A 16,327-nucleotide genomic window follows, 5' to 3' on the forward strand; every position below is an offset into this window, starting at 1 on the left:
CTATACCTTATATTCTTCCCGGCTAACTGGTTTGCCGTTAATTGAAGCTGCCGGTCCTTTGTCCGTACCGTCCTCAAGCCGGAGCAGATCACCGCCGAGGGTAGTGTATTCAACCGAGAGTACAGATCTAGCCGTGAACACCGGCTTACGGGCTGACATAGCAGCGGCAAACTCCGTCAGGCTGCTGATGCCTTGTTCCGCTGCCTCGGCTGCTGTTAAAGCTTCAACCGCTACACCGCCCGGCATTCCTGCCGCCGTTACTTCCAAGTAATCCTCCCGGCTGGTCTGCTGATAGGACCGGGACAGCCAGACAGCAAAATAAACGCCGCGGACCAGGCCGTAAAGCGCCTGTTCCTGCTCCAGCCAATCTCCCTTCGGCAGAACACCAACAACCGTGTTCTCTGCACCTTCTGGCACAGGGAACAATGATAGTACTGTCCCCTTATGGAACATCACTTCCATATACGGGCTCTGGTGGCGGGGATCGCCTGCCCGGTAGCCTTCGCCCGGATGGAAGAAATACAGGCGGTTGACTTCCCCTTCCCCATCGACCGGCAGTGAATAAGCCCAGCGGAGCTGCTCATTATCAAATTCCTCAACCCGCTCCCACAGGCCGCCTGCCGCATATGCGTCTGTAATATAAGCGTATGAATGGAGCAATGGCTGCTCCTCAGATTCACCGGGGTTTACTTTTTGCGTAAGCTTCTTCACCTCTACAGGTTCAAGGCGGTTTAATGCTGTCTCCCGGGCCTGTGCCGGAGCCTCATAGAATAGAAACCCGGCATATTCCGTGCGCGGCATATGCCCGGTTAGCGGGAAGTCGTCGAACTGCACATAATCATGCAGCACGTTGCGGTCAGCCGGCACATCATGCGGCCAGCCGCGGGAGTGTGCGCCGACCCAGGCTCCGCGCAGATAGAAGTCACTCCGCACCTGCCAGAGGTAGTCCAGCATCTCTCCAAGCAATGCCCGGACTCCGCTGTCTGCCTCAAGCTCCCAGGCGCAGGTGAATGCCTGCACCCAATGCCAGAACCACGGCAGACTGCCGTACTCCGGCATCCCCTTTGCCCGGATATGGCTGAGTGTCTGCTCCAGACTGGCCACGCCGTCTGCGCGCAGCTCCTCGTCTCCGAACAGCTGGCCGAAGATCAGCTTGGCGGCTGTATATTTGGCTTCGTGGTGCCCGTAATGCAACACCTCCTTACGGAAAAAACCGCTGCGGTAAATATGCCCGGTTGCTGTATGCAAAGCTACTCTGAGCGCAGCGCCCAGCAGGCCGTTGTAATGCTTGCAGAACCAGACCAGCAGGCTGCCCATAATTTCTACCGGCAGCTCATGCGGTGCAGCTTCGCGCGGCAGCGGATTCAGGCCAAGCGGCCAGTGGCCGTACAGGCGGGTTCCCGGCTGCCGGTTCTGCAGCAGCACGGTTTCCAGCAGCACGGCCTCCGCTGTCTGCCGGGCCTGCTCCCGTTCTGCTTCCGGAAGCATTGAATCGTCTACAGCAGCCGCGAACAGATAGGAAGCATAATAGAAGTTATTGCGGACGTCATCGTGAAACCAGAGGCCGCTATCCAGCAGCGGCAGCGCCTGTGCCTCGAGTGCCACCTTTTGAATGATCTCCCGTTGTCTCTGTGCATAGGGATTATCTAGTTTATAGTGTAGCTTAGCCGTCATCATTTTCCCCTCCCAGGGTATTATTTCCATCCTATTGTGCACGCTTTCCGTTCATATAGCAATCACAAAAAACAACAAATAAACTAAAATAAACAGACTAAAAAAGATTATCTCTTGCCAAATGAACGTAAATGGATTAAATTGTACCTATACGAACGAAAATACGTCAGCGAAGGGGATTGAATACGTAATGGAAAGACGTTTTGCATCGCATCCAAATGAAGTGAAGCAGTTTGACACAGAGCGCCTGCGCAAGGAGTTCCACATCCCGGTTATTTTTGCTCCGGATGAGCTGAAGCTTGTCCTGACCCATGAAGACCGCATGATCGTGGGCGGAGCTAATCCGGTTAACGAAGATGTTGTATTGACAACGGATCTGAAGGAGCTTGGGGTAACTTACTTCCTGGAGCGCCGCGAGCTGGGTGTTATCAATGTCGGAGGCAAGGGCTCTATCGTTGTAGACGGCACTGAATATGAAATTGATTTCAAAGAATGTCTCTATGTCGGACAAGGCGCTAAGGATGTTGTATTCAAAAGCGCAGACAGTGCCAAGCCTGCCAAATTCTATCTGAACTCTGCTCCGGCACACCAGTCCTACCCTACTACCAAGACTACACTGGAAGAATCCGAATCCGGCGCACTCGGCGGACTGGAAAATTCCAACGAACGTACCATTCACCGTTTCATCCATACCAACGGCGTACAGAGCGCTCAGCTTGTAATGGGTATGACCCAGCTGAAGCCGGGCAGCATGTGGAATACAATGCCGTCCCACACTCATCCGCGCCGGATGGAAGCTTACTTCTACTTCGATCTTCCGGATGATTCCATTGTGTTCCACCTGATGGGCGAACCGACTGAAACCCGCCACATCGTTATGCACAATGAGCAGGCTGTCATTTCCCCAAGCTGGTCGATTCACAGCGGCGTAGGTACACACAACTATACCTTCATCTGGAGTATGGCCGGTGACAACAAACGTTACGATGATATGGACCCCGTAGGCATGAAAGAATTAAAATAGAAGAAAACCAACTACGGAAAGACGAGGCAGGCGGATGAACCCGATACGGCGACACGAGATGATTATGGAAGTTATGCTGAACCAGAAGGATGTAACGGTAAATGAGCTCAGCGACAAGCTGCAGGTCAGCGGAAAAACAATCCGTGAGGACCTTAGCAAGCTTGAGGAGCAGGGATTGATTGTGCGGGTGCACGGCGGAGCCGTACTTGCCCAAAGCGATCAGTTCGGCATCCTCCCCGTAAAGAACCCGCTGGATAAATATTCAGACGAGAAAACGGAGATTGCGCTGCGTGCCATTTCCCACATCAGACAGGATGACATCATTGCACTGGACGGCGGAAGCACGACGCTGGAAATTGCCCGGCGGCTGGACAACATGTCTCTTACAGTGGTTACCAATGATGTGTACATCATCAGCGAGCTGGTTCCAAAAGACAACATCCGCCTGGTCGTTCCCGGAGGGTACCGGGTCCGCAATATGCTGGCCGGTCCTGAAGCCGTCGCCTACGTGCAAAAGCTAAATATACAAAAAGCATTCCTGTCGGCTACAGCCGTGCATATCGAGCACGGACTGTCTATCTACACCGGTGATTTAATTGATTTCAAGCAGGCACTTGTATCCACAGCCCGCAAAGTGTTTGCTGCCTGTGACCATCACAAGTTCGGACAGACTGCGCTGCGCACCTTCGCTTCACTGCAGGAAGTCGATGTGCTGCTGACAGACAGCGGCCTGTCCCCTGAAACGGCGGAGCAATTCCGTAACGCAGGCATCAGCATTGAAGTCGGTTAAGCTGCCGAACACAAAACATTCATATTACCTATTTAAAGGAGCGAATTATATTATGTCATCATTATTCAGCCTTGCAGGCAAAACAGCAATCGTAACCGGAGCAGCACAAGGTCTGGGCCAAGGGATCGCCCTGGCTTTTGCCGAAGCAGGTGCAGACGTTGTATCTATCTCCCTTAACGACAGTGATGAAACCGTAGCAGCAGCCCAAGCGTTCGGCGTAAAAGCCCTGAGCATCGCCGCTGACCTGAGCGACCACACCAAGCTGCAGGGTGCATTTGACCAGGCTCTGGAACTGACCGGCAAAGTGGACATCCTCGTTAACTGCGCAGGCATGATCCGCCGTACTCCAGCCAAGGACCACAGCGAAAAAGACTGGTTCGATGTAATCAACCTCAACCAGAACACTGTGTTCCTGCTGTCCCAGATCGCCGGCCGTCATTTCCTCGAAAGAGGCACTGGCAAAATCATCAACATCTGCTCCATGCTGTCCTACCAGGGCGGTATCAACGTTCCAGGCTACACAGCAAGTAAGCATGCTGTTGCCGGCTTGACCAAAGCTTTCGCTAACGAATGGGCTCAATACGGCCTGAACGTTAACGCTATTGCTCCTGGATACATGGCTACTGAAAATACAGCACCAATCCGTGCGGACCAGAACCGTTCCGATTCCATCCTTGAGCGTATCCCTGCAGGCCGTTGGGGAACTGCTGAAGACGTTAAAGGTCCTGCAGTATTCCTGGCTTCCGCTGCTTCCGACTACCTGAACGGCCATATCCTGGCTGTTGACGGCGGATGGCTGGCCAGATAATATCGCTTCATTCCTCCGGATGAAGGAGCTTTCTCACATACACTTGCACCCGCATGCCTCCGGCATGCGGGTGTTTGGTTTACAGCTATTATTAGGCAGTCAGCTCTACAAATTGTTCAGGATAAGCGCGGATGTAAGCTGCGATCGCAGCCAGACTCTGCACTGACACGTTTTGAAATCGCTCATAATAAACTGTAATTTCTCCTGCCAGCCCGGCGTCCTGCTCCAGATCTTTGAAGGCAGCCTCACCCCATCTCCGTCCCAGCCTGTTATTTCGCAGCTCCAGCGTATTTTTGGTATCCTGCAGAAGCTGCAACATTTCAGAATCCCCAAAGAACATCAATGCTTCCTGGATTCCGTCCCAATAGCCGGGCATATCCAGCATATGGGACAGCCAGGTATAGTACTCCGCTGCAGATTTGTGTCCGTGATCATAGAACACCCGGAACATGCAGAGTGCTTTCTGTGCCCGGCTCAGCTGCTCGATTACCTCAGCCTTGATTTCAGGGCGTTTGCCGCGTATAAGCATAAATACCGGTTCCATACAGGCCCAGCCCAGCCTTTCATCGCTCAACGCTTCAAATGTCCCTCGTTCCATAATAGCCAGATGCATGTTGACCCCCTCGATTAAAGTTATCCCTACTGCAGCTTCAGTACATTTCTTATTTGCTCCACTGCCTCTGTGTTCAGCTTGTCCTTCGGATTGATTATCATTTTATCGGTGATAATGATCAGGCCTTTATCGTAATAAACCTGCTTGTTCAAAGCCTCCGCTGCCGCTCTTAACGGAACAAAGGTCCGGCCATTCAAGATTTCAGCGTTTGGAATAACGATCTTCTGATTCATATATAATACTGTCGCTTCCAGCTTTTTGAGGTCGACCGCTATATTGGCACCAAAGTTGGCAGAGATGAACTTCAGCGGCACCATCGTCCGTCCATTACGGATATAGGGCTCAACCTTATAATTGTCCTCATCGACCCGGGTAAGCCGGTTTCTCGCCAGTACAACAGAGTCTCCAACCGTCAGCACGACCCCATCCTCCAGAATCGCATCTGTGAGGGCACTCCTTGTTGTTCCCTCTCCGTCAGACCGACACGGACTGCCCTTATACAACGCCATATAGTCAGTGATAATATCCACTGCTTCCGGTCGCATGTCTGTGGTTAGCTTCGTATTATTAAGCACCTGCTCCGTAATAATCCAGCTGCAGTCCATATTCTGCTGTGCGGCAGAAAGCGCATGGATCAGGGCAACCGTCTGGCTGTCCGGCAATGCCTTCTGAGCTGCAGTTATCCAGGTAATATCCGGCTCCATGTAGTGATCCAGCACCTTCAGGTAGCCGATGACAAACATCTCTTGCGCACTTAGAGCAGACATATCCAGTGATGCAGTTGATTTACTGTACACCAGCTGCGCGTATTCCTCAGCATGCTCCCTGTCCGACCAGGCCAAATCCGAATATAAAGCATTGATTACGGCCGCTTTCACATCCAGCGGGTTGGCCGGCAGGGCCAGATAGTCTGCTACAGTGCGGGTCAGCCCGTTTTTTTCGGCCTCAGCTACAATTTTCACATCCAGATAGGCTTTGTATATAGCTGTTGAAGTAACCGGAGAATCCGCATGAACGAGGGCAGAACCGCTGCCGGTAAAAAAGGCTGCGCACATAATAGCCGCCGTAATAATCAGCTTCCCTAAGCGTGAACTCATAAATGTATTCATTTTCATACCTCCCTGATTTTTGGTGACAGAATTTCAGGCAGTTATCCGGGCACTGCGCTGCAACCCTCCGGCTAAGCATTGCCTGTGTGACAAAGGCTGTGCTATATTAAGCCGATGAACATCAGGTTGTAAAAATGATCCAAAGGGGTACGGCACATGAACGACGAATTACTGACTACGTTTGATGAACACGGAAATATTACCGGAACGGCTCCCCGCGGTGATGTGCACCGGCTAGGGCTGTGGCATGAAACCTTTCACTGCTGGCTGGTCAGCCGTGACCCCGGTGCAGGCTTATCCATCTGGCTCCAGCTGCGCAGCCGGCAAAAACGCGATTACGCCGGTCTGCTGGATATTACGGCAGCCGGGCATCTGCTCTCCCATGAAACAACCGAGGATGGACTGCGGGAGCTCGAGGAGGAGCTGGGAATCTCTGTACCTTTTACTGACTTGCATCCGCTGGGCATTATTCCGTATACCATGGATACAGCGGGCTTCCTGGACCGCGAACGGGCCAATGTCTTCCTGCACGAAACCTCCTTGCCGCTGGAGGCCTTTCATTTGCAGCCCGAGGAAGTAGCGGGCCTGGTTACTGCCAGCTTTGATGACTTCCGCAGCCTGTGGGAGGGCAAGCTCTCTTCCATCCGGATCCGCGGCTTCCGTGTCGAAGGAGACAGCCGCATAACGATTGATGAGGAAGTCGGGACCGGCAGCTTTGTTCCGCATGAGCAGTCCTATTATATGAAGATTATTGCAGGCATTGCAGCTACATTTACTTAATTATACCAAATCACATCCTGAATCATGGAGATTGTTATGACTAGAACACGCCTCAGCAGGTCTTTTTACTTTTTATGGGGTACACAATCCGCGGCAAATGCGGCCGATGTCCTTTACATTATGGCTTTAACCGTGCTGGTGCTGGATCATACCGGCAGCCTGATCTCGGCGACACTGGTTCCCCTCTTCCGTTCTCTTTCTCAAATGCTGAGCGGCCTGCTTGCGCCGCTGCTGATCGAGCGGTTCAGGCTGTCCCGCCTGCTTTTACTGTCACAATCCGGCCAATTCCTGTTCTTTGGCGCAATGGCGGTGTACCTTGGAACGCAGGGCAGCAATGCTTCCCTGGCTATCGTGTTTGTTCTGATCTTTGCCATGTCCTTTCTGGACGGGTGGACCGTTCCGGCGCGCAATGCGCTTGTACCACGGCTGACGGCCTCCCGGGATGGGCTGCTCCGGGCCAACGGCCTGCTGTCGGTCAGTGATCAGATCGTACAGTTTGCCGGCTGGGGGCTGAGCGGCCTGATCATCGTCTGGATCGGCACCTCCTATACCCTACTGCTGACAGCGGTCATCTATGCTCTGGCCGCCCTGCTGACCCTGCAGGTCAAAGAACCGAAGACGGCAAGTCCGGCAGATGCCGGTTCAGCAGTTCAAGCTGAACCAGATACTCCCCTTCCCTCTACACGTGCTGTGCTGTCTGAAGGCTGGAAGATCATCTGGCGTACGCCAAGCCTGAGGGCGCTTACCGCTATTGATGCTATCGATATGCTCGGGGGTTCGGTCTGGGTTGGTGCGTTTACCCTGATTTTTGTACAGCAGGCACTGGGACAGGGCGAGGAGTGGTGGGGCTTCATTAATGCCGCCTATTTCGCCGGCACCATCGGCGGAGGATTCCTGGTCATCTCGGCGGTGCGCAGAATCGGCAGCAGCCTGCTGCGTTATATGCTGATCGGAATGGCCGGCTACGGGTTGCTTACCTTCCTGTATGCGGTCAATACCAATCTCATCCTTGCGCTTGCACTCGTCCTCGTGATGGGGCCGTTTGCCGAGCTAAGCATCGTAACCCGCCGCACACTGGTCCAGCATAGCGTGGACAGCACGCAGCTGCCCAAGGTATTATCCGCCCAGGCGACCGTGCTTCACCTGTTCTTCTGCATCTCGCTGCTCGGGATGGCTTGGGCGGCCGAGACCTTCGGTATCGTCAAGCTGTATATTTTCGCAGCCGTTCTGACCTGCTTTGCCGTTGCTGTAGGGATGGTATACGCGAAGTCCCTGCGAAAAGTGGAAGAGAGCGAGCTTCAAGGGCAATAAACAATTGAAGGTGCAAAAGGCCAGTTAAACCGGGCACATCTGCACCTTCTTTTCGTTTACCAATATTAGATTAATGCGTCAAAGTGGCCCTCTGAATCTACCGTCGCCGTCCGCGGATCCGTCATGCCGATGCCTCTGAGGCCACCCTTCCAATCCATACGTGAGAGCGGAGCCTGGCTCTGGGGAAAAAGGGATACCACATCAGCAGAAGCGGTACTCCCGACCTTTTGTGCGAGCTGCGCCTCGAGCACCCGGATCTGCCGCTGCAGCTGCTCACGGCGGCTGGAAGACGCCACTCCGCCATCCTGCGCCGCATTCAGCTTTTCCAGCTCCATCATCAGCCGGTCCCGCCGCTTCTCCAGAGAACCGACATCGCTCTGAGTGCCGCCGTAAGCCGTAAGCGCCTGTACTGAACTAATGCCTGTAACCGTCTGTACCGCCATAATAGCTCCCTCCGTTTCCCTGGACTGGGTACTAAACCCGCGTGGTTCATTCAAAAGCTCTTTTCCTTTTATTACCCTGCCAGCAGCTTCATGACAACCCGGATCCATTAGAATTTATGATGCAGGATGCCGAGGCCATCCTTACGCTATCTCCATTGGTTTCCTCTGCAAAAACCGGACGGTTAGTTCGTTCACAGCATCGGCGTGCTCTATCGTCAGGGAATGGCTTGCTCCGGCAATCAAATGAGCCTCAAGCTCAGGAATCAGACTTTTAGCGTTCGCCATTGCCTTCCCGGCCGGGTAGATTACCTCTTTATCCCCTATTAGGAGCAGAGTGGGAATGTGATAATTAATAAATTCTTTTTGTTCAAAAACCGAGGGCATCAACTGAAGAAGCGGCTTGGCATGGCTGTATCCCGAGAGTACCTGAGCGCGAAATACAGGGGGCAACGGCTCTCCCTTGCCGGAGAACCATAAAAAAGCCTGGTCAATCCGCTTTTCGGTGTGAAACAACAACGCAGGATATATTTTCGCAAAAAACTTCAGGCTCACTCTATGAAACGCTCCGGCGGGAGCATATAGCAGCAGCTTTGACACTCGCTCCGGGTATGCCAGTGCAAAATTCAAGGCTAAAAACCCGCCCATCGAATGGCCTGCCAAGTCTGCCCTGCTGTATTGCAGAGCGTCCACTACTTCAAGCAGCCACTGGCTGGCAGCCTGCCTGTTTTTTATTGCGAGGGCTGGTTTACTTTTACCGAAATCGCCCATAACATCAACCGCATATACGCACCGCTCCTGAACCAAATGCTGTATGTTGGGAAACCACATCGTACTGCTCATTGTCATTCCATGCAGAAGAAGCAGCGGCTCCTTACCCGGATCACCAAAACGAGTCACATATGTATCTCCGGATGCTGTCGTTATATAATATGACGTTCCTTCTAACTCAAAGCACTCTAAGCTTTTCTCGTAACAAAGATAGTATTCTTCTTCGCCTGCTTCGGTTTTAAAGATTGTTCCCATACGCTACTCCTCATTTGACGAATTAGATGGTTCTGCTTACTTTCACCTCAAAATCAGGTTTAGTCACATAGTCCATGTACTGCGTTTTCCCGTTAAAATCCAAATAGGCCTGATAACGCGCGCGGATAGCGGGGGCTGTAATCATCTCAAGCACCTGATCCTTTGCAACCCAGCGGCAGTCTGATGTCTCGTCAGAGGTACGCAGATGTCCGCCAACAGGCTTACAGATAAAGTCCAGCATCACTTTCGTTGGTACAGTTGTTACGCCGTCATACCATTTATGAACGCCTGTGTTGGAGACTACTCCATACAGCTGTGAGACGATAACATCGATTCCGCTCTCTTCATTAATCTCCCTGATCAAAGCATCCAGCAGGTTCTCACCGATCTCCACCTGTCCACCCGGGCACACCCAGCCTCCCCGATAAGTTTTCACCAACAGAATTTGCCCCTCTTCATTCTCCACAATTCCGCTAACAGCAACAATATGCATTGGCCATACCATAAACATCCCTCCAATTCATTTACTTCTTATAGAAATTACTGGTATATGCATTCATATTCGTGAACAATTGCCAAAAAACCTTTGAGAAATCTTTTCCGTAAAAAAGAAGAACCGCCTCCCTCATCCGAAGATGCGGAGTACGGTCCTTCCAGCTTCGAGACATATTCGAAATGGCCGCTTCCATCCGGCAGCTTATGCGGGATGGAGTCCGGAGGTCCCCCTCCATTTGCTCAATTTCACCGCATTCAGTCAAAAAGTGAAGTGAGGCCCAGCAGGGCAAGCAGAAGCACGCCGATACCCAGAAGGATGCCTCCAATGAGGAAATACTTGGCTTCCTGCTGAAAAGACGCCGTACCTGGGCCTCCGGGTGCAGGCGGACCCGGCTTAGCCGCTACGCCTTCCAGACCGGTACGCCGTCCGGTTCTCCGCCGTTTGTAACCGATGATCATCAGCACGACACCGAGCAGACAAAAGAAGCTGCTGGGATAAACGAATGCCATCCACAGATCGTCCATGATATACCTCCTTGTATGGCTGTCTTGCTTTATACTAAACCAAGCTGCGGGTTGCCAAACAAGAAACTATGAAATGAGCGGGAGCTTTCTCCTATCAATCAGCCAGGTTCTCAGAATAAATCTTCTCGCCATAGCGTGCCCGTAATTGATTGGCCATACAAGGGAGCGATTGTGTACCATAGGCGATTCCATCAAGTACAGTGTGTGCCGAGCCGTAAATGCCCATAATGCTCTCATTTCCCAGTTTATCGAATTCACGGATAAAGTTTTCGGTCATCTTGTTTTCCCGGTATTCGTTATCATATTTTTTATAATAAAGCCGGCCTTGCTGGATGGATCCTTTTGTTAAAATGTGCTCCTTCGATCCTGTTAAACCGTTTGTCTCAAGATAAGCCAAGAAACGGCTGCCGGTAGAATCATACTGATGTCCAACGTCTGTACCGTGAAAAATCGTCTCCGGACACTCGCTTTTTATTTGCTTGTAGAAATTCTTGGTATCCGGATTATAAATACGTGTTCCCTTCCAATCCTCATAGATCTCATCCAGAATATCGTCATTGTCCGACTGCATCCAAACGTTTAAATATTCGGCGGTAAAATAGGACAGCTCGACGAACAAGTGCCTCATGCCCTCGTTATGATAGTACTGAGACCAAAGTTCAAATTCCTTGTCCAAAATCTCGGCTACGCCATGCGCTTCACCGTACAGATAAATGGTGCCGGAGGCCTGGGCTGCAACAATTGTTGCTCTAGCCGGCTGCAGCGGCTTGTTTGATTTCTTACCTTCGGCGGAATTGCTGCAGGCCGCAAGCGCGATGATAAGGAGATACAGCAAAGGATGAAGAAAGATCGTTTTTACTTTTGCTAAGCAGACAGATTTTTCCTTATTCATTGGCAGGATTCAACCTTTCATGTTAATAAATTCAATTTTATCCGCCAGCAATTGTACCACATATTGGAAATGTGTATAATGATGAAAGTAATTGAATTTAAGGGCACTGCTTCGCTAGCATTGCTAGAGACAACCCCGCTACTTGTAGCCGGGTTATTTTTTTGTTTATAGTACACTGAAAAGGTGGCGAATCCGTTTATGACTACAAAGGAAACAAGAGCACTCCTCACCAAAGATGACCTCACCAAACAGTTCAAAGACTGCGGACTCATGGAAGGTCATACCGTTATGGTTCATACTTCATTAAGCAAGCTGGGTTTTGTTATTGGCGGAGCCGAAACGTTCATCCGATCCCTTCTTGAAATCGTCGGAGCAGAAGGAACCCTGATGATGCCGTCCCAAACGTGGAAAAATCTCGACCCTTCCACCGGCGTACACTGGGAGGAGCCCGCAGAGTGGTGACCTGCCATCAGAGAACACTGGCCTGCCTATGATAAAGAGGTAACCCCGGCTATTGGCATGGGTGTCGTAGCCGAAATGTTCCGTAAATGGCCTGGAGCCAAAAGGTCTGATCACCCGGCACGTTCTGTAGCGGCAGTGGGTAAAAATGCGTCGTTTTTAACGGAAGATCATGATTTAAGCAATATTTTCGGAGCGGGCTCCCCGTTGGATAAGCTGTATAAGCTGCAGGGTCACGTGCTTTTGGTTGGCGTCGGCTACGACAAAAACACTTCACTGCACCTGGCAGAAACACGGGCGGATTTCCCCGGCAAGAAGTTTTCGGAGGAGAGCAGCGCCATGATGATTAACGGCAAGCGCGAATGGGTTACTTACAGGACTCAGGCCGTGGACGATGAGGATTTTGTGCGGCTGGGGCAGATTTATGATAACGAAAAAAAGGTGAAGCTTCATAAAGTCGGAAATGCCGACGTCCGGTTCCTGGAACAGCGTCCCTTGGTCGACTGGGCAACAGCCTGGATGGAGCGCAACAGGGTCTAGTATTAAAAGATTAGACTCTATCTATTAGCGGTATGACCTATGGTACGTTTCACCGTAAAGCTCTAATGACGAAAAGAGGGCACCAATATCGGTGTCCTCGCTCCTTACCTTTTTATCACAGTGACTTTATATCCAGCAAAAATACTTCTTTGAAGCCCTTTTCACCCTCAGCAGTGATTTGTATTGCCCGTGTTTCAGGTAGACGCCGGACCCATTTCAGCTCTAAAAACCGCTCCAGCAAGGCATTTCCTAATGCTCCGGCAAGGTGATGTCGTCTTTCACTCCAATCCAGACATTTATGGGTAAAAGAGCGACGTTTCTTCTTAACCATATTTAAGTCAATTTGAAGGTCTGCAAAAAATTTCTCCCCATTCCCAGTAATAGCAAACCCTTCTTTTTCCTCACACAAAAGATCCGTTCTAAGCAGTGCATCGGTTAGTCGCACCCCTAAACTCCCGGCGAGATGATCATAACAGGTTCTTGCGTAACGCAGCGCCTTGTCTTCTGAAGACTGCTTTAAAGACCTTATCTCAATCGGTGGCGAGATGGATAATAAAGTTTCCATGACCCGGGCAACCTCCGGATCGCGGATTCCATAGTACCGGTGTCTCCCTTGCTTCTCAACAGCAACTACGTCAGCATTGACCAATTTCGCCAAATGAAAACTTGCTGTCTGAGGCGTAATTCCCGCCATATATGCCAGCTCGCCTGCTGCATGAAACCTCCCGTCCAGTAAGACAGTTAATATTGCCGCGCGTGAAGCTTCACTCACCAGAGAAGCGATCATAGCTGTGTTCGATTGTGCTTTCATTTTGGCCTCCATTGTGCAATCCATACTTCGATGATCGTGGAACTATTTATATTATACAATTTAGACAGGATGTATAGAATTGGAGGACAAACAGAATGGATAACACAAAACAGATCTCAACCGCAGAAACGATACAGCCTAAGATTTTATATTATGGAACTCCTGTAATCTTGCTGAATACATCTAATGAAGATGAAACAGTAAATATTAGTCCGATTTCATCATCTTGGGCATTAGGAGACTGTATTGTACTAGGGGTTGGTCTTGGGGGAAAAGCAATTGAAAATGTAGAACGGCTCCCCGAGTGCGTAATTAATATTCCCGGGCCTTCGCTCTGGAAGAACGTTGAACAGCTGGCCCCCTACACGGGGAAAAATCCAGTCCCTGAATATAAAAAGGCGTATGGGTGCTCCTATCAAAAAGACAAATATGCTGCCAGCGGATTAACGCCCATAGCATCTGTGATGGTTAAACCCACACGAATAATGGAATGCCCCTTACAAATCGAAGCAAGGGTTAAAAGCATCCGGATACCCGATTACTCGCCTACATTTGCCATTATCGAGACCCAAGCTGTTCATGTACATGCCCACAAAGAAATTATTATTAATGAAAATTATATCGATCCCCTAAAATGGAGTCCGCTAATCTATAATTTTCGTCATTATTTTGGTCTGGGTAAGGAACTCGGGAAAACCTTCAGGTCTGAAAACTGACGATCTGTCAGAGTCATAAACTTCTGCTTGGCTGGAAGCTTCTGTTGTGAATTATAATCTTAAATTGCTCAACAAAATAAAAAGACCCGCACAGCCATCCACCGGCTGTGCGGGTCCCTTCTATATTACTTCGCTTTACGCTTCAGCATTGCCAATCCGTTCACCGGCAGCTCAAGCTCTGCAGGAGCTGCAGCACCTGTTTCCAGATCGGTATAACCGCGGCCGTCCAGCTTCACAGTCTGTGCTTCGCCGGTAAAGTTCTGTACGAACACAAATTCGTTTTCGCCGTCTGTACGCAGCTGTGCAGTTACACCTACAGGCAGCTCGGACTCCAGTGTGCGGGCAATCCCTGCCTTGGCAGTAATAGCAGCATACAGCTCCACGTAGAACGCCAGGTCTTTAACCCGGGTTGCCAGATGGTAGGCTTCACCTGCACCAAGCTTGTTGACAGTCAGTGCCGGGCGTCCGGCATAGAAGTCGGTGCGGTAGTGGCCGAGCGCTTCAGCACCTTCCAGGTGAATCAGCTCGGCGATTTCATGCGCGTCATAGTCGCCGGACAAGCCCAGGGCGTTGCCCTTTTCCATTACCAGGCCGTTCAGATCACGGCTGTGCAGTCCCTCTGTCTCTTCTGCCCAGATACCCAGCGTCTTGCGCAGTGGACCTGGGAAGCCTCCCAGATGGCACAGATCTGTCTCGCCTACAACTCCTGACCAGTAAGTCGCCAGGAAAGTACCGCCCTGCTCAACATACTGCTCAATGTTTTTTCCATTCTCTTCACTGATCAGGTACAGCATCGGTGCGATAACCAGCTTATAGCGGGACAGGTCGTCACCGGAACCGACAATATCAACCGGAATGCCCTGCTCCCACAGTGCACGGTAGTGCTGCAGTACAGTTTCTTCGAACTTCAGGCCGGAATTGCGGATACCTTGAGCATCTTTTATCGCCCAACGGTTGTCCCAGTCGTACAGAATCGCTGTCTGTACAGGAGTCGAAGTGCCAACCACATCCGTCAGACCAGCCAGAATCTGGCCAACTTCGGCTACATCCTTGAATACACGGGTCTCGCCATGTCCGCTGTGATCCAGTACGGCACCGTGGAATTTCTCACTGGAGCCGCGGCTCTTGCGCCACTGGAAGTATTGCACGGAATCCGAACCGTGCGCTACAGCCTGCAAGGAAGACAGCTTGTGCATGCCCGGACGCTTCAGCTTGCTTACCGACTGCCAGTTGGTCAGGGAAGGCGTGCTCTCCATCAGCAGGAACGGCTTGTGTTTGAAGGTGCGGAACATGTCATGGTGCATCGCAGTCCAGGCGGCCAGGCGGGCATCATCGTTATCTTCCGTGTAACCCCAGTCCGGGTAAGCATCCCAGGATACGACATCAAGAATCTTGGCCATTTCGCGGTAGTCAATACCGTCGATGTTATGCATATTGGTCGTAATCGGCAATTCAGGATTGTAGTCACGCACTGCAGACATTTCATGGCTGCAGAAATTAATGGTCTGCTCGCTGACAAACCGGCGCCAGTCCAGATTCAGGCCGTGAACCTGCGTCTCACCGTGCGGAGCCGGGGATTCGATCTGCTCCCATGCCGTATACGTATGACTCCAGAAGGTTGCCCACCAGGCATGGTTAACCTCTTCAAGACTGTTGTTGTATTTCACTTTGAGCCAGTCTCTGAATGCATTCTGACAGAGATCACAGTGGCATTCGCCGCCGAACTCATTGGAGATGTGCCAGCCGATGACTGCCGGATGGTGAGCGTAACGCTCGGCCAGCTTGGAGTTGATCAGCGCTGTTTTTTCCCGGTAGACCGGAGAAGTGAAGCAGTGATTGTGGCGGACGCCGTGCAGATTACGTACACGGTTGCGTTCTATACGCAGAACTTCCGGATATTTAGCAGACATCCAAGCCGGACGGGCGCCGCTCGGAGTCGCCAGAAAAGCGTAAATTCCGTTCTCGGCAAAGGTATTCAGTACATGGTCAAGCCATTCAAACGTAAAGACGCCTTCTTCCGGCTCCAGGGACACCCAGGAAAAAATGCCGACAGACATCACGTTGCAGCCTGCCAGCTTCATCAGGCGGATATCCTCTTTAAACACTTCAGGGTATTTCAGCCATTGCTCGGGATTATAATCGGCTCCATGCAGCATAACCGGGGCCTTGCTGCTGATTGCAGGGGATTTTAGACTCATAGCAGTAGATTCATCCTCTCATCATCTTTCCCGTGTCAGGATGGGACTTTTCTCTGATTACATTCACTCAGTATCCTTGTCCAAATCACGGATAATCATTTATACTGTTTATAATA

16 protein-coding genes and 1 pseudogene are annotated in these 16,327 nt (G+C 51.1%); 7 read left to right on the forward strand and 10 right to left on the reverse strand.

Going from position 1 to position 16,327, the window contains the following annotated elements:
* Complete coding sequence (locus AC4G46_RS18850; RefSeq protein WP_491124071.1) at positions 1-1,674, reverse strand: hypothetical protein; 1,674 nt, start codon at positions 1,672-1,674, stop codon at positions 1-3.
* Between the two features lie 190 nt (positions 1,675-1,864).
* Between AC4G46_RS18850 and kduI the strand changes: the two genes are divergently transcribed.
* The 3 genes from kduI to kduD are packed head-to-tail and all read left to right on the forward strand — an operon-like array spanning position 1,865 to position 4,296.
* Entirely contained in the window at positions 1,865-2,698 is an 834-nt protein-coding gene (gene kduI / locus AC4G46_RS18855) for a 5-dehydro-4-deoxy-D-glucuronate isomerase (RefSeq protein WP_221797614.1), read from the forward strand.
* A gap of 34 nt (positions 2,699-2,732) precedes the next feature.
* The gene (locus AC4G46_RS18860; RefSeq protein ID WP_491124072.1) at positions 2,733-3,488 is read left to right on the forward strand and encodes a DeoR/GlpR family DNA-binding transcription regulator; all 756 of its coding nucleotides are present in this window, start codon (positions 2,733-2,735) and stop codon (positions 3,486-3,488) included.
* Positions 3,489-3,540: 52 nt separating this feature from the next.
* Positions 3,541-4,296, forward strand: a complete 756-nt coding sequence (gene kduD / locus AC4G46_RS18865; protein WP_491124073.1) for a 2-dehydro-3-deoxy-D-gluconate 5-dehydrogenase KduD — start codon at positions 3,541-3,543, stop codon at positions 4,294-4,296.
* Positions 4,297-4,387: 91 nt separating this feature from the next.
* On the opposite strand, the gene AC4G46_RS18870 is transcribed toward kduD, so the two are convergent.
* Entirely contained in the window at positions 4,388-4,909 is a 522-nt protein-coding gene (locus tag AC4G46_RS18870) for a hypothetical protein (protein ID WP_491124074.1), read from the reverse strand.
* Positions 4,910-4,935: 26 nt separating this feature from the next.
* Complete coding sequence (locus AC4G46_RS18875; RefSeq protein WP_491124075.1) at positions 4,936-6,018, reverse strand: stalk domain-containing protein; 1,083 nt, start codon at positions 6,016-6,018, stop codon at positions 4,936-4,938.
* Positions 6,019-6,174: 156 nt separating this feature from the next.
* Between AC4G46_RS18875 and AC4G46_RS18880 the strand changes: the two genes are divergently transcribed.
* Positions 6,175-6,798: an NUDIX hydrolase gene (locus tag AC4G46_RS18880; RefSeq protein ID WP_491124076.1), complete on the forward strand. Its 624-nt coding sequence runs from the start codon at positions 6,175-6,177 to the stop codon at positions 6,796-6,798.
* A gap of 36 nt (positions 6,799-6,834) precedes the next feature.
* Positions 6,835-8,109 carry an MFS transporter gene (locus tag AC4G46_RS18885; RefSeq protein WP_491124077.1) on the forward strand — a complete coding sequence of 425 codons (1,275 nt, stop codon included), beginning with the start codon at positions 6,835-6,837 and terminating at the stop codon, positions 8,107-8,109.
* Positions 8,110-8,174: 65 nt separating this feature from the next.
* On the opposite strand, the gene AC4G46_RS18890 is transcribed toward AC4G46_RS18885, so the two are convergent.
* From AC4G46_RS18890 to AC4G46_RS18910, 5 genes are all read right to left on the reverse strand, one after another.
* Positions 8,175-8,552: a hypothetical protein gene (locus AC4G46_RS18890; RefSeq protein WP_491124078.1), complete on the reverse strand. Its 378-nt coding sequence runs from the start codon at positions 8,550-8,552 to the stop codon at positions 8,175-8,177.
* Between the two features lie 141 nt (positions 8,553-8,693).
* On the reverse strand, positions 8,694-9,575 hold the full coding sequence (locus tag AC4G46_RS18895; protein ID WP_491124079.1) for an alpha/beta fold hydrolase: 882 nt from the start codon (positions 9,573-9,575) through the stop codon (positions 8,694-8,696).
* Between the two features lie 22 nt (positions 9,576-9,597).
* On the reverse strand, positions 9,598-10,080 hold the full coding sequence (locus AC4G46_RS18900; protein ID WP_491124080.1) for an NUDIX hydrolase: 483 nt from the start codon (positions 10,078-10,080) through the stop codon (positions 9,598-9,600).
* Between the two features lie 245 nt (positions 10,081-10,325).
* Positions 10,326-10,595: a hypothetical protein gene (locus AC4G46_RS18905; protein WP_491124081.1), complete on the reverse strand. Its 270-nt coding sequence runs from the start codon at positions 10,593-10,595 to the stop codon at positions 10,326-10,328.
* Between the two features lie 94 nt (positions 10,596-10,689).
* Entirely contained in the window at positions 10,690-11,487 is a 798-nt protein-coding gene (locus AC4G46_RS18910; protein WP_491124082.1) for a hypothetical protein, read from the reverse strand.
* A 288-nt stretch (positions 11,488-11,775) separates the two neighbouring features.
* Between AC4G46_RS18910 and AC4G46_RS18915 the strand changes: the two are divergent.
* Positions 11,776-12,486 (forward strand): annotated as a pseudogene (locus tag AC4G46_RS18915) (AAC(3) family N-acetyltransferase).
* A gap of 115 nt (positions 12,487-12,601) precedes the next feature.
* Here the strand turns inward: AC4G46_RS18915 and AC4G46_RS18920 are convergent.
* Complete coding sequence (locus AC4G46_RS18920; RefSeq protein ID WP_491124083.1) at positions 12,602-13,297, reverse strand: ArsR/SmtB family transcription factor; 696 nt, start codon at positions 13,295-13,297, stop codon at positions 12,602-12,604.
* A gap of 95 nt (positions 13,298-13,392) precedes the next feature.
* Between AC4G46_RS18920 and AC4G46_RS18925 the strand changes: the two genes are divergently transcribed.
* Positions 13,393-14,013, forward strand: a complete 621-nt coding sequence (locus AC4G46_RS18925) for a flavin reductase family protein (protein ID WP_491124084.1) — start codon at positions 13,393-13,395, stop codon at positions 14,011-14,013.
* A 125-nt stretch (positions 14,014-14,138) separates the two neighbouring features.
* On the opposite strand, the gene AC4G46_RS18930 is transcribed toward AC4G46_RS18925, so the two are convergent.
* Entirely contained in the window at positions 14,139-16,211 is a 2,073-nt protein-coding gene (locus AC4G46_RS18930; protein WP_491124085.1) for a beta-galactosidase, read from the reverse strand.
* Between the last annotated feature and the right edge of the window lie 116 nt (positions 16,212-16,327).

Source organism: Paenibacillus sp. fava2 (assembly GCF_058313675.1).

What these genes read in the sequence shown, in the direction of transcription:
- AC4G46_RS18850 (WP_491124071.1), bottom strand. Translation starts at nt 1,674, where the DNA reads ATGACGGCTAAGCTACACTATAAACTAGATAATCCCTATGCACAGAGA.
- kduI (WP_221797614.1), top strand. Translation starts at nt 1,865, where the DNA reads ATGGAAAGACGTTTTGCATCGCATCCAAATGAAGTGAAGCAGTTTGAC.
- AC4G46_RS18860 (WP_491124072.1), top strand. Translation starts at nt 2,733, where the DNA reads ATGAACCCGATACGGCGACACGAGATGATTATGGAAGTTATGCTGAAC.
- kduD (WP_491124073.1), top strand. Translation starts at nt 3,541, where the DNA reads ATGTCATCATTATTCAGCCTTGCAGGCAAAACAGCAATCGTAACCGGA.
- AC4G46_RS18870 (WP_491124074.1), bottom strand. Translation starts at nt 4,909, where the DNA reads ATGCATCTGGCTATTATGGAACGAGGGACATTTGAAGCGTTGAGCGAT.
- AC4G46_RS18875 (WP_491124075.1), bottom strand. Translation starts at nt 6,018, where the DNA reads ATGAATACATTTATGAGTTCACGCTTAGGGAAGCTGATTATTACGGCG.
- AC4G46_RS18880 (WP_491124076.1), top strand. Translation starts at nt 6,175, where the DNA reads ATGAACGACGAATTACTGACTACGTTTGATGAACACGGAAATATTACC.
- AC4G46_RS18885 (WP_491124077.1), top strand. Translation starts at nt 6,835, where the DNA reads ATGACTAGAACACGCCTCAGCAGGTCTTTTTACTTTTTATGGGGTACA.
- AC4G46_RS18890 (WP_491124078.1), bottom strand. Translation starts at nt 8,552, where the DNA reads ATGGCGGTACAGACGGTTACAGGCATTAGTTCAGTACAGGCGCTTACG.
- AC4G46_RS18895 (WP_491124079.1), bottom strand. Translation starts at nt 9,575, where the DNA reads ATGGGAACAATCTTTAAAACCGAAGCAGGCGAAGAAGAATACTATCTT.
- AC4G46_RS18900 (WP_491124080.1), bottom strand. Translation starts at nt 10,080, where the DNA reads ATGGTATGGCCAATGCATATTGTTGCTGTTAGCGGAATTGTGGAGAAT.
- AC4G46_RS18905 (WP_491124081.1), bottom strand. Translation starts at nt 10,595, where the DNA reads ATGGACGATCTGTGGATGGCATTCGTTTATCCCAGCAGCTTCTTTTGT.
- AC4G46_RS18910 (WP_491124082.1), bottom strand. Translation starts at nt 11,487, where the DNA reads ATGAATAAGGAAAAATCTGTCTGCTTAGCAAAAGTAAAAACGATCTTT.
- AC4G46_RS18920 (WP_491124083.1), bottom strand. Translation starts at nt 13,297, where the DNA reads ATGAAAGCACAATCGAACACAGCTATGATCGCTTCTCTGGTGAGTGAA.
- AC4G46_RS18925 (WP_491124084.1), top strand. Translation starts at nt 13,393, where the DNA reads ATGGATAACACAAAACAGATCTCAACCGCAGAAACGATACAGCCTAAG.
- AC4G46_RS18930 (WP_491124085.1), bottom strand. Translation starts at nt 16,211, where the DNA reads ATGAGTCTAAAATCCCCTGCAATCAGCAGCAAGGCCCCGGTTATGCTG.